Origin of the sequence: Microcoleus sp. w1-18aA5 (assembly GCF_036701705.1) — a bacterium.
Classification (GTDB): domain Bacteria; phylum Cyanobacteriota; class Cyanobacteriia; order Cyanobacteriales; family Microcoleaceae; genus Microcoleus.
Window position 1 is genome coordinate 52,474 of record NZ_JAUPTE010000006.1, and the last position, 20,528, is coordinate 73,001.

10 protein-coding genes are annotated in these 20,528 nt (G+C 43.2%); 6 read left to right on the forward strand and 4 right to left on the reverse strand.

Annotated features, from left to right (window positions below; genetic code table 11):
- Positions 1-66 precede the first annotated feature (66 nt).
- The 3 genes from Q5691_RS03740 to Q5691_RS03750 form a co-directional block, all read right to left on the reverse strand.
- Positions 67-1,113, reverse strand: a complete 1,047-nt coding sequence (locus tag Q5691_RS03740) for a glycosyltransferase (protein ID WP_333343929.1) — start codon at positions 1,111-1,113, stop codon at positions 67-69.
- A gap of 87 nt (positions 1,114-1,200) precedes the next feature.
- Positions 1,201-1,350, reverse strand: a complete 150-nt coding sequence (locus Q5691_RS03745; protein ID WP_333309708.1) for a hypothetical protein — start codon at positions 1,348-1,350, stop codon at positions 1,201-1,203.
- A 246-nt stretch (positions 1,351-1,596) separates the two neighbouring features.
- On the reverse strand, positions 1,597-2,514 hold the full coding sequence (locus Q5691_RS03750) for a histone deacetylase (protein WP_333229241.1): 918 nt from the start codon (positions 2,512-2,514) through the stop codon (positions 1,597-1,599).
- A gap of 77 nt (positions 2,515-2,591) precedes the next feature.
- Between Q5691_RS03750 and Q5691_RS03755 the strand changes: the two genes are divergently transcribed.
- The 4 genes from Q5691_RS03755 to Q5691_RS03770 all read left to right on the forward strand — a co-directional run bounded on the left by Q5691_RS03755 (position 2,592) and on the right by Q5691_RS03770 (position 11,624).
- Complete coding sequence (locus Q5691_RS03755) at positions 2,592-3,101, forward strand: hypothetical protein (RefSeq protein WP_333209829.1); 510 nt, start codon at positions 2,592-2,594, stop codon at positions 3,099-3,101.
- A 674-nt stretch (positions 3,102-3,775) separates the two neighbouring features.
- Positions 3,776-8,476 carry a response regulator gene (locus Q5691_RS03760; RefSeq protein ID WP_333343930.1) on the forward strand — a complete coding sequence of 1,567 codons (4,701 nt, stop codon included), beginning with the start codon at positions 3,776-3,778 and terminating at the stop codon, positions 8,474-8,476.
- Positions 8,442-10,469: an adenylate/guanylate cyclase domain-containing protein gene (locus Q5691_RS03765; RefSeq protein ID WP_333209827.1), complete on the forward strand. Its 2,028-nt coding sequence runs from the start codon at positions 8,442-8,444 to the stop codon at positions 10,467-10,469. The genes Q5691_RS03760 and Q5691_RS03765 overlap by 35 nt, the downstream gene beginning before the upstream one ends.
- 264 nt (positions 10,470-10,733) lie before the next feature.
- Positions 10,734-11,624, forward strand: coding sequence for an alpha/beta fold hydrolase (locus Q5691_RS03770; RefSeq protein ID WP_333343931.1), 891 nt, complete (start codon positions 10,734-10,736; stop codon positions 11,622-11,624).
- Between the two features lie 559 nt (positions 11,625-12,183).
- On the opposite strand, the gene Q5691_RS03775 is transcribed toward Q5691_RS03770, so the two are convergent.
- The gene (locus Q5691_RS03775) at positions 12,184-13,065 is read right to left on the reverse strand and encodes a Cof-type HAD-IIB family hydrolase (protein ID WP_333343932.1); all 882 of its coding nucleotides are present in this window, start codon (positions 13,063-13,065) and stop codon (positions 12,184-12,186) included.
- A gap of 366 nt (positions 13,066-13,431) precedes the next feature.
- On the opposite strand from Q5691_RS03775, the gene Q5691_RS03780 reads away from it, so the two are divergent.
- Together Q5691_RS03780 and Q5691_RS03785 are read left to right on the forward strand one after the other, a co-directional pair.
- Positions 13,432-18,960 carry an ATP-binding sensor histidine kinase gene (locus Q5691_RS03780; protein ID WP_333343933.1) on the forward strand — a complete coding sequence of 1,843 codons (5,529 nt, stop codon included), beginning with the start codon at positions 13,432-13,434 and terminating at the stop codon, positions 18,958-18,960.
- A 48-nt stretch (positions 18,961-19,008) separates the two neighbouring features.
- A complete protein-coding gene (locus tag Q5691_RS03785) occupies positions 19,009-20,421 on the forward strand; it encodes an adenylate/guanylate cyclase domain-containing protein (protein ID WP_333209818.1) in 1,413 nt (470 codons plus the stop codon).
- Positions 20,422-20,528 lie beyond the last annotated feature (107 nt).

The following is a 20,528-nucleotide window of genomic DNA, read 5'->3' on the forward strand; positions in this document are numbered from 1 at the left end:
GCAATCCCAAAGCTTCTGACAGCTTTACATTCCTTTACACAGCCCGGTTTATTTGCGCCTACCTACTTACTTTTTTGATTGCTCCAACATTCTTAACAAAAGCTGCCACCGCTGCCGGTGCATTTCTTCGTGAGTCAGGCTGCGAGCCTGTTTCAGACCTGCCATGCCCATATTTTGAAGTAGGTTCAAGTTTTCTCCCGACTGTTTGAGCAAGTTTGCTAAATCAACTGGGTCATTGCAATTACCGATCAAGCCTGTGATAACGTTTTCGATACAGTCGCGGAGTCCGGCGGTGTTGTTTGCCAGTACCGATACGGCCTGGGAATAAGCATCGTATGCTATTCTGGGCTGTTCGTCTGAGGTACTGGGAACCACAACAGCATGATATTGTTGCAGCCGGCCGAAGAATTCTCTGCCGTAAGGAATAGTTCCCAAAATTTCTATCTGTACCGATTTTTGCATTGCCTTGCTGGCTGCTTGGCAGTTGCTTAACAGTTCGCCTTCACCTAGTATGTCCAGCTTGACGGGAATGTTTTCCTCCTCCAAGACTTTCATTGCTTCTAGGAGAACTAACAGGCCTTTCTCTGGAACCAATCTGCCCGCAAATAGAATTTTTAGTTGTTTGGGCGAGGCTGACAGTTTTTCGTGCCATATTTTAGTCGCCTCTGCTTCCGAAATAATATTTTCTTCATCTATCCACGAAGCATGAATTATCTGACTTTGCTTGTGTCGTTTGTTTAATAAACTTTGCTGATATTCTGCCTGTGTAAAGATTGTCAAGTCGGCGCTGTTGATGCACCAGCGATTATATGTTTCGTATATGTAAGCTTGAATTTTGGCTTTAATGCTGGCAGGGGGGCCCGGCAGCAGCAGCCACGGTGCGGACTCAACTATGAGCAGGTATGGTTTCCGCTGTATCAGGACTATTGGCGTCACTAACCATGCCATCGGAATCGGCCAGCCTGCTACGGCACTATGTACGATATCTGAAGATGCGATCGCGCCCCAAAGCTGGGCAACCGTTGCCGGCAGCAGCAATATTGCTTTGGCAAAGCTATTTGGGGAGGGAAGGTCAATAAATTTAGCATCAGCAAATGATGTTTCCGAATCCACCTTTATTGTATTTTCGGGGGGGGTTCTCGCACGCACGGAGATGCTAGCGTGAAGTTTTTCAAATACTTGAAGTGTTGGGTTATGTCTTTAGCCCACACACATTAAATCGAGATACCTGCTGCCTTTGAAATCGCAGAACAATGGGATGTTGAGGACTAGCAGGTAGCGCTTGTCTATGGGCATCAAAGTTGGTTCTTTATCTCCATCTTCTGTGATATTTAACGAGTTGGAGTTCATAAAATACACTACAATTAAATGCGATATATCTATTTTAATACCACTTTCAGCTAATCCGCATTTAAATTGCATAGTAAAATAAATTTTTCCCCTTTTGGGGAGTAGGGTTGGGCCCGAAAGCCCGCCCTCAAAATACAAATTAAATGCACAACAGCTTAGCCAGTTTTTAGTATTAATTGACACCCTAAACACGGAATCATATCGCCAAACAATACTGAAGTCAATTTTAAATCTCGCCCCTCTGGATCAAAGTCGATACTGCCTATAGGCTTGACTGGCAGCTCGGTGCAGCAGCGAATGCCGATAAACTAACCCCTTAGCGTCATCGCAATAGCCCCCGCCAATCACGCAGGCAACGGGATAGCCACCAGCCAAACACGCCATCAAAACTTGCATTTCCCGGCGAAATAAGCCCGTATCAGTTAAAGCTAATTTTCCCAGTTTGTCACCGTGATGAGGGTCTACTCCAGCATCGTACAAAACTAAATCTGGCTTGACATTTGACAGCAAATCTGGTAGGAATTTATCCAAGGTTTGTAAATATTCGTCGTCCTCCATACCTACAGGCAAAGGTACATCTAAATCGCCCTTTTGTTTGATGCCGGGAAAATTGACTTCGCAGTGCATCGAGAAAGTAAAAACGCTACTGTCATCTTGGAAAATTACAGCGGTTCCGTCTCCTTGGTGGACATCTAAATCGACAATTAAAACTTTGCGAACTAAACCATTTTTTTGTAAGACGCGAGAGGCGATCGCCAAATCATTAAAAATACAAAAACCAGACCCAAAAGCAGGGAAGGCGTGATGAGTTCCGCCCGCAGTATTGCAAGCCAAACCGTAGTCTAAAGCGAGCTTGGCAGTTAGTACAGTTCCTGCAACCGCAGTGTAAGTGCGATTAGCAAGAGCCCGACTCCAAGGCAGACCAATTCGCCGAGTCGCTTTGTTATCGAGCGTCCCGTTGCAGTAAGCTTGAACATAGGAGTGGTCGTGGACTAATTCAATCCATTCTTGAGGGGGAAGTTCGGGAGCGTGAAATTGCGATTTATCTGCTACCCCGTCCGCGAGCAGCATCTCGTAAAGCATCCGAAACTTTGCCATCGGGAAGCGGTGAGCCGATGGCAGAGGTGCAACGTAATCTTCGTGGTAAATAATTGGTAAGTCCATTAAAATTATTGTATAACGAATGAATCTCCAATTGAACACCTGCAATCTCAAATTAAAATTCGCTGGAGAACCTGTATATGCAACAACTAAAAACAGTCTGGCAGTCCGGCAGCACCGACCCCGAAAATGCTGACAATCTCGATAATATTAGTCAGTGGTGGGCAAACCTGAACGGGAAAGAAATTAGCTGGGTAGAGCGACTGATTCCGCAAATCGGCGGTCTGAGCGAAATTCACTGGCATCCCCAGCGTTTTGACGAAACATTTGTGATAGTCAATCCTGAAATTCGGGAGGAAACTCTCTATTGGTACATACCCGATTCTCCTGTCCAACGTAACAACACTGTTGACAAATTAGAACTTGACAACTTGCAACAGCAATTGTACATCTATCCTCAGTTGGAAGCGGAACTGGTAATTCGCGTAGGAATTCCCGAAGTTAAATATCAAACACTTGAATTAAACAATCCCGAAATCGCCTTGGGCGAAGATAATCTGCTGCTGCTGTGGGAATCCGACCAAGAACTAGAAATTAAAATTTACTTAAGCAATGAAAATATTGCTAAACTTAAGGAATTGCTGGCATAGAAAAGACAGAGAAAATATTTTATATGGTAGGCTGTGGGTGCCAATGGATGGATCGCATCTATACTCTTAGTTACCTATAAATATCTTAAGACTGATGGGCGGCTGGGTCAAAACCAAGGTTTTTCACAGCCATACTTTGTTGCAGCGACAAGAGTAAAAAAAACGGTTTCTTTGCCTCGTGGTATGTCTAGGTGTGTATCTCGGCTAAAACCCTTTGAATGTGGCAGCAGAATGTCCAGAAAATTGCGTTATCCTCCTGGGAGTTTTAATCCTAAAGTCAAGCAAAAAACAGTCCTGGGCGCATCAACCGGGTTATACCAAAATACTTTGTCGCAGCTATTGAACAAAGTTAAAACACCCGGTTACTTTGGTCTGGAGTGCCTAAGCAATGATGGTTTTTTTGGCAGACTTAATTTGTACAGAAAATCAGGCGATTTTTGGGGGCAATAAAATGTGGTTAAGTACGGTTAGTTTCAGTGGCAAACTTAAGACAAGCAACCAATAAGTTTAAAAAATAGAAGGTGCGTTAGTTGATGGCTACTATCTAAAGTTAATCCTCTATTTGCTGAGTTTGAAAAGGTTTAATAAATAATTAGGATCGGAAGGAATCGCTAAATTTATTAAATCATCAATCTGCTGCTATTACTAAAAAAATCACCATAACCCGACAAAAAATGATATTTGACAAAGAAAGTATTCACATTTTAATTATTGATGATCAGCCCCAAAACCTGCGCTTTATATCAAACATATTGACGAAAGAAGGGTATAAAGTTCAGCGGGCGATTTCGGGAGAAATGGCGGTCAATGCTAATTTAACCGTTCTCCCAGACTTGATTTTGCTAGATATTGCTATGCCAAAAATGAACGGATATGAAGTATGTGCTCGACTTAAATCCAACGAAAAAACGAGGGAAATTCCGGTTATTTTTTTGAGTGTGTTTGAGGAAACTTTTCACAAAGTTAAAGCTTTTGAAGTCGGCGGTGTTGACTACATTACTAAGCCTTTTCAAGTGGAAGAAGTTTTAGTGCGGATCGAAAGTCAACTGACTATACAACAGCTATCAAAACAATTAAAACAGCAGAATGCCCAACTGCAAAAAGAGGTAGAATTCCGCAAGCGAACAGAACAATCACTCCGGGAAAGCAAAGCGCGTTTGCAGAAATTGGCGGTCAATATACCGGGAGTTCTTTATCAATTCATGAAGAAGCCTGATGGAAGTTTTAAGTTTGAATATATTAGTTATGCTTGTCGAGATATTTACGAATTAGAGAGTGACGAAATTTTAAAAAATCCCGACTTTTGCTTCGATCAAAATCATCCAGATGACCAAGAATATCTGGTGAAACAAATTGCTACTAGCGCCCAAACTTTAGAACCTTTTGCCTGTGAATGGCGGATTGTTACACCGTCGGGCAAACTTAAATGGCTGGAATCTAATTCTCGGCCAGAAATGCGTGATAATGGCGATATTGTTTGGTATGGCGTACTTTTTGATATCAGCGAGCGCAAGCACGCAGAAATAGAAATGGCTGGAGCTAAAGCTGCTTTAGAACGGCAAGTGCAGCGAGAATTGCTGATCGCAAAAATAACTCAAGAAATTCGCTCCAGCTTGCAGCCAGAACAAATATTTCAAATAGCTGCTACTCAAATCGGTCTGGCATTCTGCGTCAATCGGTGTTTGATTCATACTTACGTTACTAGCCCTCAAGTTGATATTCCTCTGGCGGCAGAGTATCTCGAACCCGATTGCGAATCTATTCGGAACGTACCTGTTCCAATTTGGGGTAATCCTCACGTCATACAAATGATGATACAAGATCTGGCGATCGCCTCCAACAATGTTTATTCAGACCCTCTGTTGCAAGCGGCTCAACCGATTTGCCAGAAGGTTGGGTTAAAATCGATGCTGGCAATTCGCACTTCTTACCAAGGCAGGGCAAACGGTGCTATCTGTTTGCACCAGTGCGATCGCTACCGGGAATGGACTTCCGAGGAAATCGACTTATTAGAAGCTGTGGCGGCTCAAGTAGGGCTCGCTATCGCTCAAGCTAAACTGATCGAACGAGAAAAAAACCGAATTCAGCAGCTCGATCGGCAAAATAAAGTGCTGCAAGCAGAAATTCGCACCCGTGTCCGCGCCGAGCAAGCTCTGCAAGAATCGGAAACAGAATTGCGGGCGATTTTTGCCGCCATGACTGACACAGTTTTAGTGAGAAATGCAGAAGGGCGCTGCATCAAAATTGCCCCGACAGCATCAACAAATTTGGTGAAACCTCCCAGCGAAATGATTAACAAAACCGCTCATGAAGTCTTGCCTAAACCTGTAGCAGATTTAGTATTAAATGCCATCCAACAAGCTCTAAAAACTAAGCAAAGCATTAATGTTGAATATAGCTTTAAAGTCGGAGAGCGCGACGTTTGCCTCGACGCTAAAGTTTCTCCGCTGACTGCAGATTCAGTGATTATCGTGGCGCGAGATATTAGCGTTCGCAAACAAACAGAATCCGCACTCAGAGAGAGCCAGCACTTCATTCAAGCTATCGCCGATTCCAATCCCAACCTGTTGTACGTTTACGATCTAATTGAACAGCGGAATGTCTACAGCAACCGACAAATTTCGACGATGCTCGGATACACAGCCCAAGAAATACAAGATATGGGTACAGCAATGATGCCAATTCTGCTCAACTCCGACGATTTGCCAAATTTTTTTGAAAGCATCCAAAAAGTAGATCAAGCCAAAGACGGTGATGTCATTGAATGTCAATACCGAATGAAACACAAAAACGGTGAATGGCGGTGGATGCACAGTTGGGATACAGTATTTCTCAGAACAAGCGATGGTAAACCCAAACAAATTCTCGGCACTGCTAATGACATCACAGACCGCAAATTAGCCGAAGAAAAACTGCTAGAATCCCAACAAAGAATCTCATTTTTATTGCAGCAAACGCCGATCGCAGTTATCGAATTAAACCTCAATTTAGAAATTATCACTTGGAATCCCGCAGCCGTGGCTATTTTTGGCTACAGTGAGCAAGAAGCGATTGGTCGAGTCGCCTCCGATTTGATCGTACCTGAAAGCTATCACCCGCAATTATCTGAGATTTTCAATCATGACTTGAATGCCAAATCCAGCGGCACTACCGAAAATCTGACCAAAGACGGCAGAATTATCATCTGCGAGTGGTACAATACTCAGCTAATTGACGATAACGGTACAGCGATCGGCATTGCTTTAATGGCTGTAGATATTACCGAACGCAAGCAAGCAGAAACCGAACTGCAAGAAAGTGCTTTACGACAAAGAGCGATCGCCCGCATCATTGAAAGAATGCGGCAGACTTTAGATATCCGAGAAATTTTTCACGCCACAACCCGAGAATTGCGCCAAACAATGAAGTGCGATCGAGTCGCTATTTACCGTTTCAATCCAGACTGGAGTGGCGAATTTGTAGCCGAATCCCTTGACCGCAAGTGGGTTTCTTTCATCCAATCACAGGAGATCGATTCTCACCTTACTGAAGGCGCTTTAAACAGCGACCTTTGCGTCGTCAAAGAATTAGATAGCCCCTCACAAGAAGTACGCGATACCTATTTGCAACAAACCCAAGGCGGAGCCTACAGCCGAGGTACAACTTACCTTTGTGTCCCAGATATTTACCAGCAAGGTTTCGATAATTGTTATATCCAATTGCTAGAAAAATTTCAAGCTAAATCCTACATTATTGTACCAATTTTCTCCGGCAAAAAGCTCTGGGGATTACTAGCATCCTATCAAAATTCTGCTCCCCGCCAGTGGAGTGAAGCAGAAATCAACGTTGCAGTTGATGTAGGTACTCAGCTAGGAGTAGCATTACAGCAAGCGGAATTGCTCGCCCGCACTCAAAGGCAGTCCATGGAACTGATTAAATCCAAAGAAAACGCCGAAGTTGCCAACCGCGCCAAAAGCCAATTTCTAGCTTCCATGAGCCACGAACTTCGCACACCTCTCAACGCCATTCTCGGTTTTTCCCAAGTCATGGCGCGCAACAGTTCTATCACGGAAGAACAAAAAGAATACATAGAAATTATTAACCGGAGTGGCGAACATTTGCTGGAACTCATCAATGATGTTTTGTCCATGTCCAAAATAGAAGCAGGTCAAATTACCATCAATCCCAGCCGCTTCAATCTCTACAACCTTCTCAACAGTCTCAAAGAAATGCTGCAACTAAAAGCCAACTCAAAAGGTTTGCACCTAATCTTTGAAAATGCCGATGATTTGCCACAATACATTCAAACAGACGAAGCTAAATTGCGGCAAGTTTTAATTAACCTGGTCGGCAATGCGATTAAATTTACTCAGCAGGGAACCGTGACTTTGCGCGTCAGCAGCCAAGCTGAAAAAGACGCTACAGAAGAAAAAAAATCCCAATTGTATTTTGAAATTGCCGACACAGGCCCCGGCATTTCTCCCTTGGAACTTTCCACATTATTTAAGCCCTTTGTACAAACTGAAAGTGGTCGCAAATCCATGCAGGGAACAGGTCTGGGGTTGCCGATTAGCCAACAGTTTGTCCGAATCATGGGAGGTGATATTGCTGTTGCAAGCAAACTCGACCAAGGCACAATTTTTAGCTTTAATATCTGGGTTAACCTAGTAACAGAAAGTGATGAACAAGAAAAACCGCCGATTAAACAAGTTATTGCTTTAGAAGCCGGACAAGATACTTATCGGATACTAATAGTTGAAGATGTAGCGGAAAATCGACAACTGCTGCTTAAGCTGCTGGTACCCCTGGGATTTGAAGTCCGCGAAGCAACTAACGGTCAAGAAGCAATTGCTTTGCATTCAACTTGGAAGCCACACATGATCTTAATGGATATGCTGATGCCCGTGATGGATGGGTATGAAGCGACAAGACAGATTAAGAAAACTCTACAAGGTAAAGAAACAATAATTATTGCTTTGACTGCCAGTGCTTTTGATGAGCAGCGACAAATAATTTTATCTGCTGGTTGTAACGATTTGATATGTAAACCATTTCGGGAAGAGGTACTCTTTGAAAAGATAGCGGATCATCTCAACCTGCGTTATATTTATGAGAAAGAAAACTTATCTACTTCTTTTTCAACACCGACGCTGCTTAAAAGTTTGACCACCGAGGATTTGAGCGTAATGCCCACAGACTGGGTGGTCGAGTTGCACCAAGCAGCACTTTGTGTTGACGACAACCGCATCCTCGAACTCATCGAGGAAATTCCCGAAACTGAGGCAAATCTCGCTAACGCTTTAACAGATTTAGTCGATAATTTTCGGATAGATATCATTATCGATTTAACTCAATTATATTATGATGAACGACCATCCATTACCAGCGACTCCTAAAGACATTCTGATCGTTGACGATATGCCGGATAATTTGCGACTTTTATCCACTATGCTGACATCTTACGGGTATCATGTCAGGAAGGCTATTAACGGACACTTGGCTTTGCAAGGGGCACAAATATCTCCTCCCGATCTAATTTTACTAGATATTAATATGCCGCAAATGAACGGGTATGAAGTTTGTGAGCAGTTAAAGTTAAGCGAAAAAACTCAAGATATTCCGGTAATTTTTATTAGTGCGCTAGATGACGTGCTGGAAAAAGTTAAAGCTTTTCAAGTAGGAGGAGTGGATTATATTACTAAACCGTTTCAAGTAGAAGAAGTTATAGCCCGCGTCCAAAACCAACTTTCCCTTCGTTCGCTGCAATCCAAACTGCAACTGCAAGCTAGGGAACTGCACGATCGCAATTCTAGATTGCAGGAAGAAATCGCAGAACGGCAGCGGGCTGAAGAATCAATCCGGTTTTTGCTGGAAACGACGCGGGCGATCGGCGAAGCTGTAGACTTTCACTCAGCTTTAGAAGTAATTTTGCACCAAGTTGGCGAAACAATTGGATGGGATGTAGGAGAAGCTTGGATTCCCGATGCAGAAGGAACTGTGCTGCAATCTGCCAGGGGCTGGTATGCCAGCAACGCGAGGATGGATGCGTTCCGCAAGCAAAGCGAACAACTGACATTTGCCATGAATATAGGGCTGCCAGGACGAGTTTGGGCATCCAAGCAACCGGAATGGGTAGAAGATATTACCCGCGGATACCCCCATTTTCTCCGAAGTCAAATAGCACTAGAACTTGGATTCAAAGCGGGTTTTGGCGTGCCGATTTTGGTAGACGATGAAGTATTGGCAGTCCTAGTTTTCTTTAAAATTTCGTCTGGCCGGAAAGATGCACGATTTATAGACGTTTTTAATGCGGTAGGCACTCAATTAGGTTCTTTGATTCAGCGCAAACAAGCAGAAGAATTGCTGCGTATCGCTCAAGAAAAATATCACAGCATTGTAGAAAATGCGATGGAAGGCATTTTTCAAAGCACGCCTTCAGGAGGCTATCTCAGCGCTAACCCAGCTTTGGCAAAATTATACGGTTACGAATCCCCAGAAGAACTGATGTCCGAGATTAAAAATATTGCTCAGCAACTTTACGTTGACCCAGAACGCCGCCTCGAATTTGTGGCTGCTATGGATACTGAAAATGCCGTTTCGGGGTTTGAATCTATGGTATGTCGCAAAGACGGGCGCCGGATTTGGGTGTCAGAAAATGTTCGGGCTGTTCGAGATTCAAAAGGTAATCTGATCTACTATGAGGGTACTGTTTCTGACATTACAGAACGTAAATTAGCGCAAGAAGCGCTAAAAGTTCAACAAGAACAAAGCGAGAAGTTGCTGTTAAATATTTTACCCAAACCAATCGCAGAACGCTTGAAGGCAGAGCAAAGCACGATCGCCGACAGTTTTGCCCAAGTAAGTGTTTTATTTGCTGATATTGTTGGCTTTACTGAGTTGTCGGCGAGAATGTCTCCCACCGAGTTGGTAAAGCGCTTGAACGTAATTTTTTCGCACTTCGACCAGTTAGCGGAAAAGTACGGTGTGGAGAAAATTAAGACTATTGGCGATGCTTACATGGTAGTCGGGGGATTGCCTACACCGAGACAGGATCACGCCGAGGCGATCGCCCAAATGGCCCTGGGAATGCAGGCAAAAATAGCAAAGTTGTGCGCTGAGACAGGGGAAAAACTGGCAATTCGCGTTGGCATCAATTCCGGGCCGGTGGTTGCGGGAGTAATTGGTGTGAGCAAGTTTACTTATGATTTGTGGGGAGATACGGTGAATGTAGCGGCGAGGATGGAAGCTACGGGTTTTGCCGGCAGAATTCAAGTTACTGATGTTACTTATGAGCTTTTGAAAGATAAATATTTGTTTGAGAGGCGAGGCGTCATTCCGGTAAAAGGTAAGGGGGATATGATGACTTATTGGTTGCTAGGAAAAAAGTAAAAATTGGGAATTGGGAATTGGGAATGGGGCATGGGGCATCGGGCATGGGGCATTGGGCATGGGGCATTGGGCATGGGGCATGGGGCATTGGGCATTACAACAAATAACCAATAACAAATAACCAATAACACATAACCAATAACCAATAACCAATAACCAATAACACATAACCAATAACACATAACCAATAATTCATGACTACTGACTACTGACTACTGACTACTGCTATGATGAAAGTAGTTAACGAAACTTTACATAATAGCCGTGACTGCACAACAATTAGTATCTGCAACAAGTTTTGAAAAGCTAATTTGGACTTGGAAAGGTCACAAAATCCAATATACCGTCCAAGGAACCGGCCGCCCTCTGATCTTGATTCACGGATTTGGGGCTTCGATCGGACATTGGCGGCAAAATATCCCCGCACTCGCGGCCGGCGGCTATCGCGTATTTGCTCTGGACTTGCTGGGATTCGGTGCTTCCGCCAAACCAGCCCTAGATTACACTCTGGAATTGTGGGAAGAATTGCTGACTGATTTCTGGGCGGATCTGGTACTAGAACCGGCGGTATTTGTCGGGAATTCGATCGGCGCTTTGCTGAGTTTGATGGTAGTCGCCAACCATCCAGAAATATCAGCCGGCGGTGTCTTAATCAACTGTGCTGGCGGGCTCAACCATCGGCCAGACGAACTGAATTTCCCGCTGCGAGTAGTGATGGGGACTTTTACTAAATTAGTTCGATCGCCCCTGATCGGCCCCTTTGTATTCAACAACATCCGCCAAAAACACCGCATCCGCAACACCCTGCGCCAAGTCTACGGGAACCGCGAAGCCATCACTGACGAACTCGTAGAACTCCTGCACGCCCCCTCCTGCGAGCCCGGAGCTCAACAAGTGTTCGCCTCGATTCTCACAGCCCCTCCAGGCCCTCAACCCTCAGAATTGCTGCCCAAAGTCGATCGTCCGTTATTGGTACTTTGGGGCGCAGATGACCCCTGGACGCCCATCGCCGGCAGCCAGATTTATCAACAATTGGCCGGCAACGATAAACCAGTGAAATTTGTTTCAATTCCCAACACAGGCCACTGTCCCCACGACGAGCGGCCGAGTGAAGTCAACGCTCTGATTTTGGACTGGCTGCTGGAATTGAAGTAAAATTTTTCTGCTCAACCCAACCCTGGGGCGATCGAGTCAAACCCTTGCAGTGCAGGAGTTTTGCCTTGCTCCACCGCACCGACACCCCGGCAGCAGCCGACTCAAAAAACAATTTTTGTAAAAAGTATTGACACAATTTACTGAGTCAGCTATATTGATGGACGTGTGAGGAGCGAACCAGAAGAAGCACCGAGACGAAACACGGCCAGTCGTCGGTGCTTTTTCTGTTGCAAGGCATTTTTAAGAGTTTTAAATTATCTATAATTTACATCCAGAATATCTGTAAGCCCGCCCCGCTTTCTTCCATTCTTCCTTCTCGTTCTTAGCGTCTTCGCGGTTCGTTAAATAAATATTCTGATGTTGCAAAAAAAGTAATTGACTCCACTTGATCGGGAAAAATCTGAAAATGTGGATCTTTTTAGATCATCAAAATTTGATTGCATAGAAGTCAAAACTAGACAGTTATATAATAATAAATTGTCGCTGGGTCGGGGCGGGTTGATATACATTTTTTTCAAATGTCGCTAAACCCGCCCCTGCGGTATTGGTGCTACAAATATCAACGATCGCCCAAAACAAATTGTTCGATCGCAGCCGCCACGCCATCTTCCTCCACATCCGGCGCCACCCAATCAGCAGCAGCCTTCACGCCATCAGGAGCATTGCCCATCGCCACGCCCACACCCGCATAGGCAATCATTTCCACATCATTAAAATTGTCGCCGATCGCCATGACATTCGCCGCCTGCAAACCCAAAAGTTCCTCCGCTAAATACTGCACCGCATCTCCCTTATTTGCCAAAGGATGCGTAGCTTCAAAAAAAGTAGCAACGGATCGAGTCAAATAAAGCTCCGCAGGCGTGTAGCGCTGCCGCATACTGCTGAGCAAGCCGTCAAGTACCCCCGGATTCTCGCACAATGCCAAAACTTTCGTGGGTTCCCCCGGAAGATCTCGCCGCAAATCTTTAATCACCATTGGTTCAATGCCCGATCTTTCGGCATAAATTCGGGTAGCTGCGGTAATTTCCGGCACGTAAAGTTGGTCGTCAATGTAGAAATGGATCGAAAGCAGCGGTCGCAAATGCGCTTCTTCAAAATGGTCTAACAGTTGCAGAGCAGTTTGTTTCGACAGCGGCAAGTGCCGCAGCCGTTTTTGAGTAGCGTGATCTTGAATCCATGCGCCCTGGTAGCAAATCAGTGGCAATGTTGAGCCGATGTCACGGTGAAAACGCAAAGCTGAGCGGTACATCCTGCCCGTAGCGACGGCCACTTTCACTCCCCGCGACTCGGCAGCCAAAATTGCCTGCTTGACTGGTTCTCGGATGTCATTTGACAAACCTGCGATCGTGCCGTCTATATCCACTACCAGCAATTGAATGTCTGCGGTGCCAAAAGCGCGATCGGTCGCATTAGCTGGATTTGAGGCAGTTATATTCTGCATGATTTTTTTAGATTTTAGCTGTTGATTTGCACGCACCCGTTTATTTTGCCACTGGCGGGATAGCAAAGTGCGACTTCTGATTTTTTGAAGACTAAAATATAGATAACTAAATAAAGGAGAAAAAAAGTATCTAGGACCACTCTTTAGGGAGGGATTTAGCTAAGCTATATCATAGTAGCCAGTTTACTGCCGTAAAAACCGCACTCGACCGACGCTGTGTATTTTCACTTACTTAATAATACTTGTGACCAAAAAGAATGCAACTATAAGCCCGCGCTCCAAACCATTATATTATTAATCATTCCCAATCTAAAATCTAAAATCTAAAATTGTCTAACCGCATCTTTGAAATTACCCCCAACCATCATGATTTCTATTCCGGGATACCGCATTGACGGAGAACTTTATACAAACCCTCACACAGTTATTTATCGAGGGATGCAGCTTGAGGAACAAAAACCCGTTATCCTCAAAACTCTCACGCCGCCATATCCTAGCCCAGCGCAAATATCTCAACTGCTGCACGAATCAGAAATTCTTAAAAATTTGAATTTACCGGGAATAGTCAAGCTTTACAAAATAGAAACCTACAATCACTTTCCGGTTTTAGTTTTAGAAGATTTTGGTGGGATTTCCCTAAAAGACTTTCTCAGCAACAACCAGCTAGAGTTACAACAATTTCTGCATATTGGCATCAAACTAGCAGAAACTATTGGGCAACTTCACGAACACCACATCATCCATAAGGATATTAAACCCAGCAATATTATTGTCAATATCGAGACAGGAGATGTCAAGATTGCTGATTTTGCGATCGCCTCCCTGCTACCGGGCGAAAACCTCGCCCCCAGCCATCCCCATTTACTCGAAGGCACTCTCGCCTATATGTCTCCTGAACAAACGGGACGCATGAATCGGGCGATCGACTACCGTACCGATTTTTATTCTTTAGGTGTCACCTTTTATGAGATGCTTTGTGGCGAATTGCCTTTTCAGGCGATCGATCCTATGGAATTAGTACACTCCCATATTGCCAAAACGCCCGTTTCTCCTTGTGAAAACAGAAAGCAAAAAGTAGAAAGCAGAAGCATCGAAGGCAGAATCAATCAAGTAAAAACCAAGGAGATTCCTCAAGTCGTTTCCGATATCGTCATAAAACTCTTAGCAAAAACCGCCGAAGACAGATATCAAAGTGCTTTTGGACTTTTGTACGACTTGGAAAATTGTCTCGATCAACTGCAAACTACAGGCGAAATTTCCCACATAACCCTCGGCGAACAAGATCAGTCAAGTCACCTACAAATTTCGCAAAAATTTTACGGGCGAGAAGCAGAAGTTAATATGCTTCTCAGTATCTTCCAGCGGATGAGGCGAGGCAATACAGAAATCGTGCTAATTTCTGGTTCTGCAGGTGTGGGAAAATCTTCGTTAGTATATGAAGTTTACAAGCCGATGCGGCTGGAAAACGGGTATTTTATAGACAGCAAATTTGAGCAATTTAAACGAGATATTCCCTACGCTTTTTTGCTCCAAGCTTTTCAAGATTTGTTGCGACAAATTTTCACCGAAAATACCGCAGAAATCCATGTTTGGAAAGAAAAAATTTTAAAATCACTCGGCGGTAACTGCCAAGTAATTATTGAAGCTATTCCCGAATTAGAACTGATTGTTGGGCCGCAGCCCCCCGTCCCAGATTTAGGAGCAAATGAATCTCAAAATCGCTTTAATTTAGTATTTCAAAACTTCATCCGCGTCTTTGCTCAAAAAGAACACCCCCTAGTAATTTTTCTGGACGACTTGCAGTGGGTCGATTCAGCATCTCTCAAGTTAATAGAACTGCTAGCAACTGACCTGGGAACTCAATATTTATTAATAATTGGAGCTTATAGAGAGCAAGAAGTAGATGCAAATCATCCCCTAATGCTGACCGCCGAAGCAATTAAAAAAGCAGGCGGGACTGTGATGGCGATCGCCCTTTCGCCTTTAGATATAAGTAGCGTCAACCAATTTGTTGCCGATACTTTGAACTGCGGCCCAGAAAAATCCCTAAGTTTAGCAGAATTGCTTTGGCAAAAAACCGCTGGAAATCCCTTCTTTTTAACTCAATTAATAAAATTTATTTACTCAAAAGGTTTAATTCAATTTAAACTTTCATCCTCTGAGAATTTGGTCGAGTTAGCTGAACCTAAACTGTCGGGATTAGCGCAACCAATCTCAGAGCGAATTGTGAAAAAATGCCAAATTATCGGCGAGTGGCAGTGGGATATCGAACAAATACAAGAAATGGGAATAACTGACAATGTTGTAGAATTAATGATAGATAACATTCAGAAGCTTTCAGAGAATACCCAAGAACTGCTTAAATTAGCCGCTTGTATCGGGAACAAATTTGATTTAAAAATTCTCTCGACAATCGCCGATAAACCTCTGGCGTCCGCAGCAACAGACCTCGGGGAGGCACTTCAGTCCGGTCTGATTTTGCTCGTGAATAACGCCTACAAAATTTCGATAGCACTAGCAGCAAGCACAGAAGTAACAGACACAATATCTAGAGACTTTACCGATAAATTTTCCCTACCAGTGGCTGATATTCCTAGCGCCACTTACAATTTTTTGCATGAGCGAGTGCAGCAAGCAGCTTATGCTTTAATATCCGATTATGAAAAACAAAAAATCCATCTCAAAATAGGCAACTTTTTCCTGCATAATTCACCGCCAGAGCAATTAGAAGAGCATATTTTTGATACCGTAAACCAACTAAATTTAGCGAAAGAAATTATCAGCAGCCAATTAGAACAATTTCAATTATGCCAATTAAATTTAATTGCTGGCCGCAAAGCAAAAGCAAGTGCAGCTTACGAACTTGCCCTCAAATATTTAACTGCAGGTATTGAACTGCTTCCTCCCCAAAGTTGGCAAACTGACTACGACTTAACTCTGGCACTCTACGAGTCAGCAGCAGAAGCTGCTTACCTGAATACCGACTTTGAACCAATGGAAAAATGGGCGATAATTGTCCTGCAACACGCAACAAATGAACTAGACAAAATCAAAGTGTTTGAAATCAGAATCATAGCTTGTGCGATGCAAACCAAACTCCAAGAATCGGTAAAAATTGGTCGGGAAGCACTAAAAATGTTAGGAATCCAATTTCCCGAATCGCCGATTCCCCTCCACATTCAGCAAGCAATGGCTAAAACTGCAGCTTATTTAACAGAAAAAAAAATAGAAGATTTAATTGACTTGCCAATTATGACAAATCCGCACAAATTAGCAACTATGCGCGTGCTTTCCAGTATGTTGTCAGCTACATTTATAGTTGAACCTGTGCTTCTGCCACTGATTGTGTGCGAGCAAGTTAATTTATCTATTAATTACGGAAACTCTACTTTTTCTGCCTTCGGTTATGCTAATTACGGAGCAATTTTAAAAGGAATAGTTAGAGATATTGAATCGGGCGATCGCTTTGGTCAATTAGCTTTAAATTTGAGCGATAGATTAAATGCGTTAGAATTCAAAAGCAAAACGCTTAATTTAGTAGCATTTATTTTGATGAACGGCAAGCATCACGTTAAAGACTCATTGCCACTATTAGAGGAGGCTTATCAAAGCGCGCTAGAAAATGGGGATTTAGAATCTGTCGGATATTCAGCCGTAAATATTTGTCAGTCTTTGTATTTCATCGGTCAAGAATTGCCACAACTGGAACGGAGAATGGTAACTTACAACCATTTGCTGTTTCAACTCAAGCAAGACACTGTATTGACTTGGAATCAAATATATCGGCAAACTATTTTGCAATTGATGGGAAAATTGGAAAGCCCACACCTGGTATTAGGTGAAGTATACAGCGAAGAAAAATTGCTGTCGCTGCTGTTGGAAGCTAACGATCGGGTGGGACTACAGCACTTTTATTTGCAAAAATTAATACTAGCCTATTTATTTGGAGATACCGCTACAGCGCTAGAAAATTCAGCGCAAGCCGAAGTATATTTAGACGGAGTTGCAGGCTTTATTAATGTTTCTGAATACCAGTTTTACGATTCTCTAGCCCGCCTAGCTGCCTATCCATCGGCAACAGAAGAGGAACAAGAAGAGCATATTTTTTACGCTGTGAGTAACCGAAAAAAACTGCAACAAAAAGCGCTTTCTGCGCCCATGAATCTTCAGCCCAAATGCGACTTACTTACGGCAGAAAAAGCGCGTGTTTTGGGCAATGTTGAGAGAGCAATGGAATATTACGATCGCGCAATTGACGGAGCCGAAGAAAACGGATACATACAAGTACAAGCACTAGCAGCAGAATTGGCAGGAGCATTTTATCTATCCATAGGACGAGAAAAAAATGCTAAAACTTACTTGACAGAAGCGCGTTATTGCTATCAGCGCTGGGGAGCAACAGCCAAAGCAGCGCATTTAGAATCGAAATACTCGCACTTGCTAACTTCCGGCTCGATTTCAACTAATATTGAAACTCACCAATCTACCAGCAGCACTTCCACTACGAACGATAGTGCAGGCGTGCTAGACTTGACCACAGCAGTTAAAGCCTCGCAAACCTTAGCCGGCGAAATAGTTCTAGACAAACTGCTGGCAAAAATGATGAAAATTGTTATTGAAAATGCCGGGGGGCAACGAGGGTTTTTAATACTAGAAAAAGAGGGTCAATGGGTGATTGAAGCATCAGGATCTGTAGATGTCGATCGCGTTGCTGTCATGCAATCAATTCCGATAGATTTTGTAGCCGACGATCAAGAAGTAACTTTGCTGGCAGTTGCCGTTGTGAATTACGTCGCCCGCACCCAGGAAAGTATAGTTTTAAACGATGCCACCCGCGAAGGACAATTTACTCGCACACCCTATATAAGGGCGGTTCAACCTAAATCAATTCTTTGCACTCCGTTAATTAATCAAGGTCAACTCACTGGGATTCTATATTTAGAAAACAATCTGACCGCAGGCGCTTTTACCCAAGACAGGTTAGAAATATTAAAACTGCTGTCTTCTCAAATTTCTATCTCCATCGAAAATGCCCAACTTTACGCCAACTTGCACCAATTCAATCTGAATCTCGAAAATTTAGTACAGCAGCGTACCTCCGAACTCTCCCAAACTTTAGAAGACTTAAAATCAGCTCAAAATAAACTGGTAGAATCGGAAAAAATGGCTGCCCTCGGAGGGTTGGTTGCAGGTGTTGCCCACGAAATCAATACTCCCATCGGCATCGGCATCACCGCCGCCTCCCTGCTTGCGGAAAAAGCCACAAAGTTTTTTGAGGTTTACAGTAACGGTCAAATCAAACGTTCCGAGTTAGAAAAGTTTCTGGATACCGCCATGCAAAGCAGTAATATGATCTTATCTAACCTCACGCGGGCAGCAGACTTGATTCACAGTTTTAAAGAAGTAGCTGTAGATCAGTCGAGCGAGTTAAAACGCACGTTTAATGTTAAAAACTATCTAGAGGAAATTTTGACATCCTTAAGTGCCAAACTCAAAAGAACTAAGCACAAAATAGAGATTAAGTGTGATGAAAATATTGTAGTGGACAGTTACCCCGGCGTAGTGTGTCAAATTGTGACAAATCTGGTGTTGAATTCCCTAATTCACGCCTACGATGGAGAAGATGAAGGAGTTCTGGCTTTTGATTTCAAACTAGAGGGCGATCGGCTAATATTTGAATATGCCGATAACGGCAAAGGAATTGACCCAGAAAATCTCAGTAAAATTTTTGAACCGTTTTTTACCACCAAAAGAGGTCAGGGAGGCACGGGATTGGGACTGCACATTATTTATAACCTTGTTACTCAAAAACTAAAAGGCACAATTAGCTGCACAAGTCAACTAAATAAAGGGACAAGATTTATGATTGAATTTCCCGCTAAAATGAGCAGTTAGTTATTAGACCGCCAACATGGATATAAGTTTTATATAGGAGAACGATATATGTCAGAAGCTAGTAAAAACCTGTTGGCTGCAGGCGATGACGAATTAATCGCGGCGGGCGACGATGAATTAATATTTGCCGAGGAAGACGAGGCGGAACAACAACCGCTAGAAGAAAGTTGGAAAATATTAATTGTAGATGATGAAATAGAAATTCATAATATTACTAAACTAGCGTTAAACGATTTTAAGTTTGAAGGTAAAAGTATAACATTTATCAGCGCGTACTCAGGAAAAGAAGCCAAAGAAATAATCCAAAATAACTACGACATAGCATTAATTTTACTCGATGTAGTTATGGAAACAGAAGAAGCAGGCTTGGAAGTAGTTAAATACATCCGCGATATTTTAAATAATCAAATTGTGCGAATTATTTTACGCACTGGACAGCCCGGACAAGTGCCAGAAGATGTAGTAATTGTCAGCTACGATATCAATGATTACAAAACAAAAACAGAACTTACTAATAAAAAATTATTTACCACAGTAGTCACCGCACTGAGAGCATTTAGATCACTCAATCAAATCGAGTCCAGCAAAAGCGAACTAGAAAAAATAGCTGCTGCTTCAGCCCGTTTTGTACCCCGTGAATTTTTGAAATTTCTCAAAAGAGAAAGCATCGTTGATGCCAGACTAGGAGACTCTGTACAAGCAGAAATGACGATTATGTTTGCCGACATTCGCTCATTTACAAGTCTGTCAGAAAGTATGTCTCCCCGAGAAAATTTTGAATTTCTTAACTCTTACTTAAGTCGAGTTGGCCCAGTTATCCGCGAGTATAACGGTTTTATAGATAAATACATTGGTGACGGGATTATGGCTTTGTTTCCTAACAGGGCTGAAGATGCTGTGCAAGCAGCAATTGAGATGCAGCATCAAGTGAAAATTTATAATAGACACAGGCAAAACAGTGGCTATCAACCTATTTCGATAGGGATTGGTTTGCATACGGGGACTTTAATGTTAGGTACGATTGGCGAAGCGGAACGAATGGAAAGTACGGTGATTTCTGATGCCGTTAATTTAGCTTCCCGCGTGGAAGGATTGACAAAGCTTTATGGAGTTGCTATTGTAGCTAGTGTCCAAACCCTTTGCCGAATAGACGATCCTCAACATTACAAGTGCCGGTTTCTCGATCGCGTTCAAGTCAAAGGAAAACAAACACCTGTTGCTGTATTTGAAATTTACGATGGCGACTCGCCGACAATGATCGAACTAAAAGCACAAACTCAAACTTATTTTGAACAGGGAATTTTTTTTCACTACCAGCAGCAATTCGCGCAAGCAAGGCAAATGTTTTTGCGCGTTTTGCAAATCAACAAATATGATAAGGCAGCATCTTTTTATGCAGAACGCTGCGATATGTTGATGAAGAATGCAGTCATTATGACTCTGGAAGGGATAGAGATATAGGGAATAGGGCATGGGGCATGGGGCATGGGGCATGGGGCCAAAAAGAATTAGGGAATGGGCATCAGCTAAGATACTGAACAGTGAACAGTGAACAGTGAACAGTGAAC